Origin of the sequence: Lysinibacillus sphaericus (assembly GCF_015844675.1) — a bacterium.
GTDB lineage: Bacteria > Bacillota > Bacilli > Bacillales_A > Planococcaceae > Lysinibacillus > Lysinibacillus sphaericus_E.
The window spans coordinates 1-13,781 of sequence record NZ_LDGC01000041.1 but is presented as its reverse complement, the minus strand read 5'-3'; the positions used below and the strand labels follow the sequence as shown (position 1 = coordinate 13,781).

Genomic DNA, 13,781 nt, shown 5'->3' with positions numbered 1-13,781 from the left:
TATTTCTAGCTTTTTATTCATGAAATTTTATATTTTAAATGGGAGACCCCATATCCTGAGTACTCGGGTGTTACGTATTAGACTAAAAGAGATGTATCGTAATTTGATACATCTCTCTGTCTGTTTTTGAGATAAAGTGTAAAAAAAGTTATACACTAATTATTGGTAAATATATATAGTAATCCCAGGTGTGATTGTGTAAGCTATTATTAGGAAACCTTTTATCATAAATCTGTAACTATCTTCATATAGTAATAGCAAGCCTATGAAAGGAGTCGTTATCATGCGCATGCCGGCACTACCTAAAAAGAAGTCTCCTCCAAAGGAAGCACCAAGGTCATGGTGGAAAGTTGTAAAAGCGTATTTATCCAGAGGGAGGTTTTATCGTTTACCGCCTCGGAATCGATAGATGGGCACCTGAATGTTCGATGCTAAAAAAGTCGCCTTCATAGCGACTTTTTTTATCTTCTTTTAGCAATTGTCTTGTGTAGCGACAGCTAATTACCCCAAGGTGAAATTGATTTACATCTGTTCATTTTCTAATAAAAATGTATTTTTTGTTGGGCCAATTAAATACAGCTCATGCATGGCTCTAGTTAGTGCCACATACAGTAGCTTTCGATCAATCTTCGTATCGTAGAAAGGGGTGTCGAAGGCCGCTACAATCACAGCATCAAATTCAAGCCCCTTTGCTAAATGACTTGGAACAACGAGTAATAACTCCTGATTAATAGACTCGTTTTCAGTTAAAAGCTGAGAAGCAATTTTTTTATCTGTTAATGCTTGCTGCATTGTTAGTGCTTCTGCAGTCGTTTTACAGATTAAAGCAATGGAATGATGGCCATTTGCTCGAATGGCATCAAAAATGTCTTGTATTTGCAGGGCATCGAATGATGGAGCCTCTATAAAGGTAGGGGCATTGCCATGACGAACTACGGGCTCTACTAATGGAAGCTGTTCATCCATTTGTGCTAAAACCTTGTTCGCAACTTCCATAATTTCGATGGTCGTTCGATAGCTTTTTTGAAGTGTTCTAAAGCTTGCTCTAGGAAATAGATTTTGGACAGGTTCCCAGGCAGTAAGGGAACGATAGCTGTGAATCCCTTGTGCTAAATCACCGACCATCGTAAACATATCTGTCTCCAGCCCAGTTTTTAAAGCGGCAAGCTGAAATAAACTATAGTCCTGTACTTCATCGATAAAGACGACTCTCATTTTCCATTCATCAGGAATGCCCTTTAAGCGAGCTTGTAAATAATAAAGAGCAGCTAAATCTTCAAGCACCCATTGTTCTTTAGCATGTGCCTGTAAAAATTGCTGTTGCTCAAGATAATGCCACTCTGGTGCAAGCTCTGCTAAAAGCTCAGCATTTGTTAGAAGGGAACGATAGAGAGTCTTGATGTTATGTTTAGAAAAGCGTCGCATATAAACAGTTGCTGTTGACTTTGCCTCTTTTTCAATGGCAGGAATGCGTTCATCACGTTCATCAATAAACTTCGTGACAACCCGACGACGTTTTTCATCATCACGGAATCCATCAAGTGCTCTGCCAAGTGCTTCATCATATTTTTTATGGAGCGTATTTAAAATAGCTTGTTTCTTTTGACGGGCATGGCTTGCTAGCACTTTTTTTATATGTGCCAGTCGTTTTTCAATCGGCATATAAGAAAATTCATATAAAAATAGCTTCTTTAAATGGGAGGCACGCATAATGCAATATTTTTCAATGAATACATCATCAAATTGATTGGCGATTTCCTGCTCAATCTTTTGCACGTAGCGCTCGACGACATCACGGTAATAAAGAGAGCCCTTCATTTCGGATATCCAAGAAGCTGCTTGTTGGGGTTCACCTGCAACAAGTGATTCTAAATGTTCATTAGGATTTTGGAGTTTCAGTTTTAGCTTAGTCGCAGCTAGAACGTAATCGGTAAAGGTTGTTTGACAAATTTTATCGACACCAAGCTCTGGCAAAACATCTCCAATATAATCAAGAAATAACTTATTCGGTGCTAAAATCATAAGCTGCTCAGGGTTAAAATCCTCGCCCATTGTATAGAGGAAGTACGATATTCGGTGTAGGGCAATGGTTGTTTTTCCACTACCAGCAGCACCCTGTACGATAATCGGCTGACGAAGATGAGCTCGGATAATTTCGTTTTGTTCCTTTTGAATAGTGGAGACGATTTCTGTTAAACGCACATCTGCTTTTCCAGCTAACGCTTCTTGCAGTAATTCATCGTTTGTCGTTAAATCAATATCCCGAATATCAAGCAATTCACCATCTTGGATTTTATATTGTCGCTTGGCAAATAGGTGTCCCTTATGGATTTCTCCACGAACATCATATTCCATATCCCCGAGGCGACCATCATAATAAACGTTCGCTACCGGTGAACGCCAATCGACGATAATCGGCTCATGAGTTTCTCGATGAAACAAAGATGTTTTTCCGATATAAAGAAATTCTTCAGGATCTCCAGTCTTTTGAAAATGAATTCGGGCAAAGTACGGCTTTTTTTGAATAGCCTCTAAGCCTTCTTTTTGGTTTCGAGCCATTTCAAAAAAACGAGCATTTGCCAAAATATTATTATAGCCCAAACTGGAATCTAAATAATCAAGGTCTCCCATCGACTTACGAATATTCTCCTGGGCAGTTTGCAAACCTTTTTGCGATTCATGTAAAATTTGCTGCATGTAATTTTTAGTGTAAGCAAGCCGCTCCACTTCAGCCTTAAAATCTGGATGTTGTGCAGTCATTTTTTAGCACCTCCTAATTACTTACGATGTTTTAATAAAACTTTTTGAAGAGAAAAGTAGACCCTAGCTCAAAGCCGAATCCGGACGCGATGATGCCTAGGTATAATTAATGTAGATTCTCATACTACTATATATAATATTTACCAGCAAGTGAAATTGTAATAGGCTTATTTAGGGGAGAACAAGAGAACTTGAATGATAGAAAATCGTTCTACCAACTAAAGGTGAGCGAACTAGGAGGTTATAAGATTGGATATTTTTGCTCATAGAGGCGTTTCAGCACATTACCCTGAAAATACAATGGCTGCATTTGCGGCCGCATCAAGACTTCCGATTACAGGCATTGAACTAGATATTCATTTAACAGCAGATAGGGAGTTAGTCGTTATTCATGACGAAACAATCGACCGCACATCAAACGGCTCAGGCTACGTAAAGGACTACACGCTACAAGAGCTCCGTGCATTTGATTTTGGCTCATGGTTTTCAGCTGAATTTGAAGATGAAAGCATTCCAACTCTAGGAGACGTATTAGAACTGTTTGCGGGTACAAATCACCGTATTAACATTGAGCTCAAAACCGATGTATTTCCATATGACGGGATAGAAGCCCTTGTGATTAGAGAGATTGCTGCCTATCAAATGACAGAAAGAGTGATTATATCCTCCTTCAATCATGAGTCAATTCAAATCATCTCACAAAGAGCGCCATATATTGAAAAAGCGGCCTTGTTTGCGGAAATCTTAGTAGACTTTACCGGCTATACAGCCCAAATCCCGGCAAATGCTATACACGTCAACTTACCAACAGCCTTTCGGAGATCGGTCCAAGAAGCTCTAAATGAAGGAACGACTGTCCGTGTATATACAGTGAATGACGTCGAGAATGCAAAACAATTACAGCAGCTCGGAGTAAAAGGAATATTTACAGATGACCCGGAGAAGATCGTAGCTGCGTTGATAGGGTAGGATGGCTGGAGGGGGGAAAGAACCGTCAAAGCGACGGAAAGAAGAGCCAAAGCGACGGATAGAAAGTCGAGAGCGACGGAAAGAAGAGCCGAAGCGACGGATAGAAAGGCGCGAGCGAAGGAAAAAAGAGCCAAGGTGACGGATAGAAATCAAAGCGACGGATAGAAAGGCGCGAGCGACGGAAAGAAGAGCCAAGGTGACGGATAGAAATCAAGCGACGGATAGAAAGTCGAGAGCGACGGAAAGAAGAGCTAAGGTGACGGATAGAAATCAAAGCGACGGATAGAAAAGCCAAAGCGATGGATAGAAAGTCGAGAGCGACGGAAAGAAGAGCCAAGGTGACGGATAGCCCCGCCGAAATCGTGGATAGAACCACCCAAGCGATGGATAGCCCCGCCAAGGTCGTATATAGAACCGCCCAAGCGACGGATATCTCCACCAAAATAACGGATAGCCCCATCAAGTCCGCGGATATCCGTTATGCATGGAATTTTTTCGGATTTAACGCGCTGAGGATGCGAAATTCAGTGCGTTAAATCCCAGTAGGAGAAGAATATAGCAAGCAATTAAATTTCCGGTTCTTACCAGTTCTTACCACTTAACGCGATTCTCTTCGATACTGCCTAGCATTTGCTTAATGACAAGTGTTTCGCCGTTGTCTAGTAATACGGTGCCGTCGTAGTAGCCAAACATTTGGTGTACTTCAGATTTTACGAGGCCAGCTTTTGTGACGGCAACACGCTCGTAGAATGGGGAGAATGTTAATGAAACTTGGTTAGTGAATTTAGTTTTAATTTTCCACCGTTGCATTAAATCCTCTTGATTATAATTGAACAGTACATCTTCATGTATTTTTGTCATTTTGCCTTCAACGAAAACAGCATTTTCGGTCATTCCAGTTCCGTCTGTCCATTTACCGCCTAAGTTGAGTCCGATTCGTCTGCCTCGAACTCGCTGTGAGGCCATTCCCCAAGTCCATGTGGATTGACGTGGCCAAACGCCGCGACTGTATTCTAGTACAGAGAAGTTTTCCTCAGGAGAAAATGTAAAGCGGCGAGTACCAATTGACACGAAACCAGAAGTAGGAAGTGTGTGATGCTTTCCTGTAAATTGGAATGTTTTACGGTTCCAAGGGATGACTACATTCAATGACTCGTCTGTAGGCGGATGTTGAATGATAAGCTTTGCACATAAAGTATCTCCATCAAAGTCTGGTATCGAAACGGATAGATGTGTTTCATTTTGTACATATGTCATATCGATCATCATTTCGCTATTTTTGAAGGTTACTGAGTCTAGCACCTGTGTAGGCATTTTTAACTTTCCACCCAATGGAACTGTAATTGTTTTTTCAAAGTAGCGCTGTGTTTCATATTCAAGGAAATAGACGAAGCAGACCGCTGCGTAGTCTAGGTGGCTAATAGTAGCAGAGAAGATAATCTCATCACCGTAGACACACCAATAATTCCATTTCTTTTTGCGCATGATATGGCCACTTAAATTGCTGTTTATAAGAGGTTTACGTGCAAATCCGATGGCAGCTGGATTTAAATTGCCTTTTTTATCGCATAAAAGAGTAGGTTGTATAATTTCTTTCTCAGCATGCTGCTTCACATTCAACATCCCTTCTGATCATAAAATAAATATCTATAAGTCCTTACCCTTATTGTAGCAAAAACTAGCAAGGATAGTGCCAAATAAGACCACTTTCGACATTTTTATGAATAAGGACCTAGCTAATAGAAAGATCCCTTTACACATATGTTGAACATAAGGAGGGGTAGTGTGGCTAAAATGTATAACAGACAGGCCGCTGTGCAGTATGCGAACTTGTGGTGGAACAGGCGTAATCCAGCGTTTCCGAATTTTACTGTTGATTGTACGAACTATATATCTCAATGTTTACTTGCTGGGGGAGCACCTATGCGGGGGGCTCCAAACAGAGGGAAAGGTTGGTGGCTTCAGCATGGGAATTGGAGCTTTAGCTGGTCTGTTGCACATTCCCTTAGATGGTATTTGGAAGGCTCATCGACTGGGTTAAAGGGAAGGCGGGTTCAATCTGCTGAAGAATTAGAGCTTGGAGATATTATTTTTTATGATTTTCAAGGGGATGGGAGAGTTGACCATTCTGTCATTGTGACTAGTATTCAAAATGGTATTCCTTATGTTAATGCACACACGTCAGATAGTATTAACCGACCCTATTTTTATGAAGACTCAACAGCCTATACGCCAAGCATGACTTATTATTATATTCATATTGATGACAGTTTTGCTTAAAGTGATAGTAGTTTTAAAGCTCATCATTTTGTGATAATGTGAGGGATAGAAGATAAATTTTAACTTCGTTCAGCAAACAGCCGCTGAATGAAGTTAAAGCCTCCGGCGGATGTCACGGAATTGGAAAGGAAATTCTTAGGGGATGTTAGCCTAAAATCATCGCATCCATGCGATAACGGCTAACTGACCTGCGTCGTGCAGGCCTAAGCACAAAGCCGATTCCGGACGCAATTATGCCGAGGCATAATTGATAAATATATTGTAGTGTTATAGAAGGAGATATGAGTATATGAGCGAACAAGTTTTATCTGTAAGGGATGCGATTATTGAGCGTCGTTCTATTAAAAAATTTAATGGTCAGCCAGTAGAGCGTGAAGATTTAATGGCTATTATTGACGATGCGGTATGGGCACCGAATCACGGTAATCGTGAGCCTTGGCGTTTAGTCGTTGCTTGTGGTGAGGAGTTATCTGCTCTTCATAATTTATTGCGTGATATAACGATACCGAAATGGCAGGAGCTTTCAAGTGAAGATTTAGCGAAGCAAATGACGAAATTCACATTACCGGGCGGTTATGCTTTTGTAATCGTTCCAGAGGATGCTCGACAAAAAGAGCGATTAGAAGATTTCGGAGCGGCAAGTATTTTTATTCAAAACATTCAATTGCTAGCTTGGGATAAAGGAATCGGCTCATGCTGGAAAACTCCTGGTTTCCTTGATAATCCGAAATTCCGTGAAGCCTTAAAGGTTCAGCCGGGTGAGCGCGTGATTGCGATGCTACAAGTTGGCTATTTTGATGAAGCACCAAAAGGGAAAGAACGTAAAAAATCAGCAGATATCGTTACGTTTTTTGGAGAATAACATAGCAAAATCCCCTCGTTACTTTTTAGCGAGGGGATTTGTTTAACTTCTATCAGCGGGTTTCCAAACATCCGCTGATAGAAGTTAAAGCCTCCGGAGGATGTCACGGAATCGGAAAGGAGTTCTTTGTGCAAGCACAAAGCCGATTCGGACGCAATTATGCCGAGGCATAATTGATTTTATTTTTGTAATTCAGCAACCTCAAATAAATAATCACCTAAAACACGTAATCCTTTATCGAAGTTTTCTAAATGGAAGTGCTCGTTTGGTGCATGGAAGTTTTCGCTTGATAAGCCGAAGCCCATTAGCACTACCGGCAATTCTAAAATTTCATCAAAGGCAGCGACGATAGGGATGGATCCTCCGCCACGTGTGTAAGCAGTTGGTACTTTATATACTTTTTCGTATGAGCGACCAGCAGCTTGGATAAATGGATGATCAAATGGTGTTAAGAATGGGCGCCCTTTATCAAATTCAGAGATCGTCACTTCAACGCCAGTTGGTTTATGTTTTTCAATATGTGCTCTTAATTGTGCTACAATTTCGTCGGGCTCTTGGTTTGGCACAAGACGGCATGTGATTTTTGCGCTAGCCTCAGCAGGAAGTACTGTTTTAATGCCTTCGCCAGAGAAGCCACCGTACACACCATTGACCTCTAATGTTGGGCGCGCCCAAGTACGTTCTAAATAGGAATAACCAGCTTCACCGAATAATTCCTTTACGCCAACTTCTTCCTTCACGGATTCTTCATCAAAACCAAGCGCACGGTAAGCTTCGCGTTCTTCTGCTGTTAATGGTAAAACATTGTCGTAGAAGCCCTCTACTTGAATTGTGCCGTGCTCATCACGGAAAGAGGCTAAAATGTCAGTTAATGCATGAATAGCGTTTTGGACACCGCCACCATAAAGACCAGAGTGAAGGTCACCTTTTGCACCACGAACATCAATTTGAACCCCCGTTAAGCCACGTAATCCGTAGCATACAGCAGGCTTACCAGGACCATATAAACCTGTATCAGAAATCAAAATTAAGTCTGCAGCTAGCTTCTCTTTATGCTCTTCAACATAGGCAGGAAGGTTAGGGCTACCAATCTCTTCTTCACCTTCATAGATGAATTTTACGTTCACTGGTAAAGTGCCAGTTGTCGCAAATAATGCTTCAATCATTTTCAAGTGCATAAACACTTGTCCTTTATCGTCACTAGCACCACGAGCAAACAATTTGTTGTCACGAATCGTAGGGTTGAATGGCTCAGTTTCCCATAAATTTAATGGGTCAACAGGTTGGACATCATAATGACCATAAAATAGAATAGTCGGTTTACCCTCAGCATGTAGCCAATCAGCATAAACAACAGGGTGACCTGCAGTTTGCGTAATAGAGATGTTCTCAAGATTTAGCTTTTTAAATGCGTTCGCTAGCCACTCTGCGGCATTTTGTATATCGCCCTTATGTTCAGATAAAGAACTAATACTTGGAATACGTAAAAATTCATTTAATTCATTTAAGTGTGCCTCGCGATGTTCTGTGAAATACGCATCTAACTGCTGTACATTTGTCATCTAGCATCCCTCTTTTCAAATATTTCGATAATAGAAATAGTATAGCATAATGTGGTTGGGGAATCTTGCTATAGCAATGGTTTCCACCACATACGTTAATGATTAGCCCCAATTTTAGCCCCACTAGCTTGTAAAGTTTGGCTAAATAACGAAACAGATTCTGCTTCCAATTCCTTTAGAACATGACCGTATACATCCATAATCATCTTAGGTGTATTGCCTAACCTCTCAGCAATAACCTTGGAAATTCTTTCAGATGAACTTCGATCATTAGGAATTGATTTTAATAACGGAAAAGTATTAGTTCCTACAGTTATTGCAAATGAAATTATTGGTTACACAGAACAGGAAAACTTACTACGTAAATTTGGTACAGTTGTACCTTTAGACGAGCAATTACAGTATCCGGTTTTAATAGAAAGCTCGGATGTGCAAATTCATGTAAATGCTATTGAACGTACAGAAACAATTCCTGTTAATTCGATTGGTTTGAAAGCAGAGATATTGAATCCAGTTGAATTTGACTCGTTATCTCGAATTAAAAAGCGTTTATTAAAAATGAATGTGAATGTTGCAGATTTAATTTTAAACGTCATGAAGAAAGAATATGTGAAGAAGGAAATTGATTTTATGTTTAACGGTATCGGTGCAACATATAATGAAGGATCTTTGTATAATCGAGCTGTCGTTTTTACAGGTGATAGTACTGATAATAATAAAGCATTACGTGATTTATCAAAAAAACCTTCAACAGCGGTACGAAACAATGCACGTTGGTTTGTTAACGATGCAGGATTAGAATTTGCTGAAACTATTACATTACCGAACGGAGAAGCAGCACTGAAGACATTAGAAAATTCAGAGGCTGGGGCAAAGTATACATTCTTTGGCTATCCATTACATTGTGTGGATGCAGTGAAAGGAACTAATGAAGCCAGTGCAGTTTTCTATTTTGGAGATATGTCGTCATTTGTAATCCAAGACAATTCAGTAGGATTAGAGATTGAGATTTCAAAAGAAATGTATGCTCATCTAAATGAAGTAGGATACAAACTTTATAACTTATTGGACGGAAAATTAATCTATTCGGATCTTGAACCTACAGTATATCGATACGAAATATAATTCTATGTAAAACACTTACTTCGGTAGGTGTTTTTTATTTATCCAATAATTGAACGTGTATGTCGGGAACAAGTGATTGAGACTACATTCATGGGAGTGTAGTCTTTATTATTTTCCCATGGTACTATTAATTTAGTAATTTATGGGGGTATATAAGTGGAAAAAGGTAAGAATAAATTAATGTATCTACTAGGTGCAATAGCTGGAGTTACATTTATTTCAGTGATAATTCTAACCATAATTGCATACCAAATTGGTGTGGAAAAACTTGAACAAACAAATAGGAGCACTATTATTGGTGGGTTATTAAGTATGGCTGGCGGGATTGCAGGGGCATTTGGAGCATACTTTATTGCAAGAATGCAAATGACCAAACAGTTGGAATTACAATATAAAAAAGAAAGAGAAAAAATGATATTAGAAATTAGAATTAATAAAGTACAAGACGTAATACAAATAATTAATCAAATTAAGAAAGAATTTGAATTAATGACTGGGGAATATGCAGGATTTAAAGTAAATGTAAATAGCTATTTAGGAGAAGAAAATTTAATATTTGTTAATATGGAGTATTTAAATCTTCGTTCTAGTGAAGAGGAGTGGGGTGGGGAGTGTTTAAATTCTTTGAAAAAAACAAGAAACGATTATCAATCAGTATTCTCATATAAGGCTTTCTTAAATGATGATATATTGAAAATAATTGAAATCTTTAATGAGGATAGTCTTCGACCTCTAGTTATGGAGTTATTTAACTTTATGTATTTTATGGATTATGAAGAGAGTATCTATAATATTAATGAATTTCGACAAATGTGGTGGGAAGAAAGAGAAAAAATGGATTTAAAATTACTGTCCATCCAAGGTGAAATGAATATTCAGTTAGAGTATTTGGAATCGGAGTTGTCTAGCTTGCTCCAAGTGGAGTAGATCTTTGTATAAATAATGGATTGATGAAAAGATAGTAACAAAGTAAAAAAAGTGTTCAAGCCACAATTAGGGTGGCTTTTTATTATGCCTTGAAGTTATGAAGAATATTAAAAGCAGTATTTGTAGGGGCATATAGTAAGGCTGTTGAGCGTTTAGATAGTAAGTCAAATAATTCATTATCTATAGAAGAAACGGTGAATAGAGAGCGTCCAGTACCGTTTTATAACTGGCTGAATGAGCGTGATAGCCTTCCACAATCAATAGTGCATGGTGAACCATCGTTAGATAATTAGTAAGAAGGGGAGAAAAAATAACAAGTGCCTTGTGTATAGAATATATTGTGCGGAGATAAAAAGCATATTATTTATTCAATTGGAGAGAATATTCCTAAATATAATTTAGGGGGATGAAATGAATAAACATTTTCTTATTATGTTGTTATTATGTTGCGTATTAATTAATATATCCATTAACAAAACTGCAGATGCAAAATCAAGTGATTCACCACAACCTTATGAAGAGTTTTTTCCTGAAATAGGATATAAAACTGTAGAATCTGCATTAAAAGATTTTGAACAACATTTTAATAAAGAGCTTAAGCTACCACTTAGAGTACCACCTATAAGTTTTACCCATCGTTTCGGAAGATTTAGTAATATGGATGGCGATATCAATGATGAATTTGAAATGACAATGATAAGTGATCAATTCCCTCAAAATCATTTTAAAATTAATGTTCGACCAATTCAGCATAAAATTCCATTTGAAAAGTATATATCAAATGTATTTAAATTGAAAAATGGAAGTAATGCAGCATATATAAAAAATCCGAAATTTGGTTTTAATATGTTAGTCTTTGAAAGAGATAATTGGCAGTATGTGTTTAGTATTGATCAAGATGTTTCTGATAAAGTAACATCTGAAGTGCTTATTGAGATAGCAAATTCTATTGATTATCCTAATGAAAAATATTAATCAAACTAATGAAAAACTACCACTCCGTGATGAGTGGTCAATAAATAGTCTTTTTTAAAACACTTACTTCGGTAAGTGTTTTTATATTACTTCATTTAAGGAATATTTTATTATGAAACTTTCTCGACGATTGTTCATACCTTAATCAAGGGGAAAATCTGTATGTGGATGAATTAAAAAAACATATAATCGTGTTAGTTTAATCACTATGGAAATATTCTTGCTTGGATTCTTTGTTTATTCTCTAGCAGTCCTAATATTGGGGTTTTATAAGGGAAATATGGATTCATTAAAAGCTTACTTCTATTACCGTGGATATACTATCGTTTCTAGCATTTGTTAATACATTGCTAGAAAAATTTAAACCTATGAAAAAAACTTATAAATTATCATGCAAGTATCCGAAGTGTAAGCATTTAATTCAAATGGATATGATTGAAGAGTAAATAATATATATTTTAGCTCTTAATGAGGTGATTTTTATTATGTATAATTCTTCCTTAGAACGAATGTTTGTGTTACGCTTAAATTATAAATAATTTAATAAGGAGTGATAAATATGAATTATGATATAGAAATTGAAGAAATGAAAAGTAAAAAGCGAGAGTTCTTAAATGAAATGGAAATAAAAAAAGGATTATTTTTAGAAGAATTGACGAAATTTACATCTAATTGGTTTGAAAAAGAGACTCTATCCACTATAAAAGCTAATGCAGAAAAAGTTGTTGAATTAGGGGAAGAAAAAGCAAGAGAACTAAAAGATAAGATAAAAGAACTTAAAGAGAGAAATCCAGAATTAGTTTATGAATACATGGCAGATGACCAGATTTGGTGGCATACTAATGAAGACAGGGTATCGTACAATCCCAAAAACCATAGTTTGCACCGTGAACAAGAAAAGAAAATAAAGTTAATGTTTGGTGAACTAGGAAGTATTCTAATTGAATATGGACTGGTAAAGGCTGATTCAGAATACAGTACCAATTATTCTAGTTGTTGGACTTATGAAGGGTACAGTCAAAATAAAAAACTGAAATATGGATATGGTGTTAGTTATTCAGATAAGCTTTATGAAATTAATAGTGATTATTTAGTGTTAATAAGGAAAGCTCAAGAAATCAATAAGCAGATTGAAGATCTTGAAGATAAGAAAAAGAGAGAAAATGTAGAAGTGAACTGAACCCCGAATAGTGGACACTTTAAAAAAAGTGGACCTATTCGGGGTTTTTCTATTTTCAACGTTTGAAAACCCCGTTATACTAACCATACCATTTATGAACGGGAGAACATCATGAGTAAAATAATTTTTAACGAGCACCAACGCAGACAAATTGAAGCGAATCCAAATGTCGCCTCAGTATCCGACCGCTCAATTCAATATACAGCCGACTTTAAATTGAAAGCTGTTCAGGCAAATTTACAAGGAAAAGGTCCAGTCCAAATCTTCAGAGAAGCAGGATTTGACTTAGAGCTGATAGGAATTAAGAAAGCTCAAAGTGCAATTAGCCGTTGGAAGAAAACATATCAAACACATGGTAAGGAAGGCTTTTACGAGGAACGTCGTGGAAAAGAGAGTACTGGTCGTCCACGCCTTGAAAACTTATCCGCAGAAAAAAAACTTGAGAAAGCGGAAGCGCGTATTCAACTATTAGAGGCAGAACTTAATCTGTTAAAAAAGCTCGACGAAATGGAAAGGCAGGCGAAGAAGAATCGTTTTTAACACCAAAAGAGAAATACCAAGCCATCAATGAAACGATTCGTTTATATCAATTAAAAAATATGACTCGTCATCTTTGTCAGGTAGCGAATGTCAGTCCAAGCGGCTATTATAAGTGGCTTCAAAATAGGGAGAAACACGCTTTACGTGAAGAAGCTGATTATCAAGATTACATCTTATTAAAATCAATTTATGATCAAGCGAAAGGGAAAATTGGTTATCGTGGATTTTATATGGCACTGGTAGATGTGCTGGACACACCGATGAACCATAAAAAGATTCTTCGTCTGATGCGTAAGTTCAATTTATATGCAAAAGTACGTCGTGCGAATCCATATCGTCTGTTAGAAAAAGCAACAGAGGCGCATCGCCGTATACCGAACCATTTAAACCGTGCATTTAAGCAAGAGGAGCCAGGAAAAGTATTCTTAACAGATATTACGTATCTGCAATATAGAGGTGGTCAAAGGGCGTATTTATCATGCGTGAAAGATGTCGCAACACGAGAAATTGTAGCATATGAATTATCTACTACGTTAAAGATGTCCCTTGTCTATAAGACGCTTGAAAAGTTAAAAACACATCTAGACGGCAATCTCCATCC

At 37.7% G+C, this 13,781-nt stretch carries 10 protein-coding genes and 2 pseudogenes; 8 read left to right on the top strand and 4 right to left on the bottom strand.

The window, feature by feature from the left end:
• Positions 1-522: 522 nt before the first annotated feature.
• Positions 523-2,760: an RNA polymerase recycling motor HelD gene (helD, locus tag ABE34_RS12090; RefSeq protein ID WP_197142824.1), complete on the bottom strand. Its 2,238-nt coding sequence runs from the start codon at positions 2,758-2,760 to the stop codon at positions 523-525.
• 249 nt (positions 2,761-3,009) lie between these two features.
• Here helD and ABE34_RS12085 point away from each other — a divergent pair, with 249 nt between their 5' ends.
• Positions 3,010-3,729 (top strand): glycerophosphodiester phosphodiesterase, encoded by a 720-nt coding sequence (locus ABE34_RS12085; protein ID WP_197142823.1) that lies wholly within the window; start codon positions 3,010-3,012, stop codon positions 3,727-3,729.
• A 591-nt stretch (positions 3,730-4,320) separates the two neighbouring features.
• Here the strand turns inward: ABE34_RS12085 and ABE34_RS12075 are convergent.
• Complete coding sequence (locus tag ABE34_RS12075) at positions 4,321-5,343, bottom strand: DUF2804 family protein (protein ID WP_197142821.1); 1,023 nt, start codon at positions 5,341-5,343, stop codon at positions 4,321-4,323.
• Positions 5,344-5,514: 171 nt separating this feature from the next.
• Here ABE34_RS12075 and ABE34_RS12070 point away from each other — a divergent pair, with 171 nt between their 5' ends.
• Both ABE34_RS12070 and ABE34_RS12065 read left to right on the top strand, forming a co-directional pair.
• Positions 5,515-6,009: an amidase domain-containing protein gene (locus tag ABE34_RS12070; protein WP_197142820.1), complete on the top strand. Its 495-nt coding sequence runs from the start codon at positions 5,515-5,517 to the stop codon at positions 6,007-6,009.
• 289 nt (positions 6,010-6,298) lie between these two features.
• Positions 6,299-6,871 carry a nitroreductase family protein gene (locus ABE34_RS12065; RefSeq protein ID WP_197142819.1) on the top strand — a complete coding sequence of 191 codons (573 nt, stop codon included), beginning with the start codon at positions 6,299-6,301 and terminating at the stop codon, positions 6,869-6,871.
• A 179-nt stretch (positions 6,872-7,050) separates the two neighbouring features.
• Here the strand turns inward: ABE34_RS12065 and ABE34_RS12060 are convergent, their stop codons facing one another.
• The gene (locus ABE34_RS12060; protein WP_197142818.1) at positions 7,051-8,433 is read right to left on the bottom strand and encodes a dipeptidase; all 1,383 of its coding nucleotides are present in this window, start codon (positions 8,431-8,433) and stop codon (positions 7,051-7,053) included.
• Positions 8,434-8,528: 95 nt separating this feature from the next.
• Positions 8,529-8,675: pseudogene (locus tag ABE34_RS25095) on the bottom strand (tyrosine-type recombinase/integrase); the annotation flags it as partial.
• Here ABE34_RS25095 and ABE34_RS12050 point away from each other — a divergent pair.
• The 5 genes and pseudogenes from ABE34_RS12050 to ABE34_RS12030 all read left to right on the top strand — a co-directional run.
• A complete protein-coding gene (locus ABE34_RS12050; protein WP_206700791.1) occupies positions 8,650-9,558 on the top strand; it encodes a phage major capsid protein in 909 nt (302 codons plus the stop codon). The pseudogene ABE34_RS25095 and the gene ABE34_RS12050 overlap by 26 nt on opposite strands.
• Positions 9,559-9,714: 156 nt before the next feature.
• Positions 9,715-10,485: a hypothetical protein gene (locus ABE34_RS12045; RefSeq protein WP_197142817.1), complete on the top strand. Its 771-nt coding sequence runs from the start codon at positions 9,715-9,717 to the stop codon at positions 10,483-10,485.
• Between the two features lie 411 nt (positions 10,486-10,896).
• Positions 10,897-11,460, top strand: coding sequence for a hypothetical protein (locus ABE34_RS12040; RefSeq protein ID WP_197142816.1), 564 nt, complete (start codon positions 10,897-10,899; stop codon positions 11,458-11,460).
• Positions 11,461-12,019: 559 nt separating this feature from the next.
• Positions 12,020-12,640 (top strand): hypothetical protein, encoded by a 621-nt coding sequence (locus tag ABE34_RS12035; protein WP_197142815.1) that lies wholly within the window; start codon positions 12,020-12,022, stop codon positions 12,638-12,640.
• A gap of 111 nt (positions 12,641-12,751) precedes the next feature.
• Positions 12,752-13,781, top strand: a pseudogene (locus tag ABE34_RS12030) (IS3 family transposase); the annotation flags it as partial.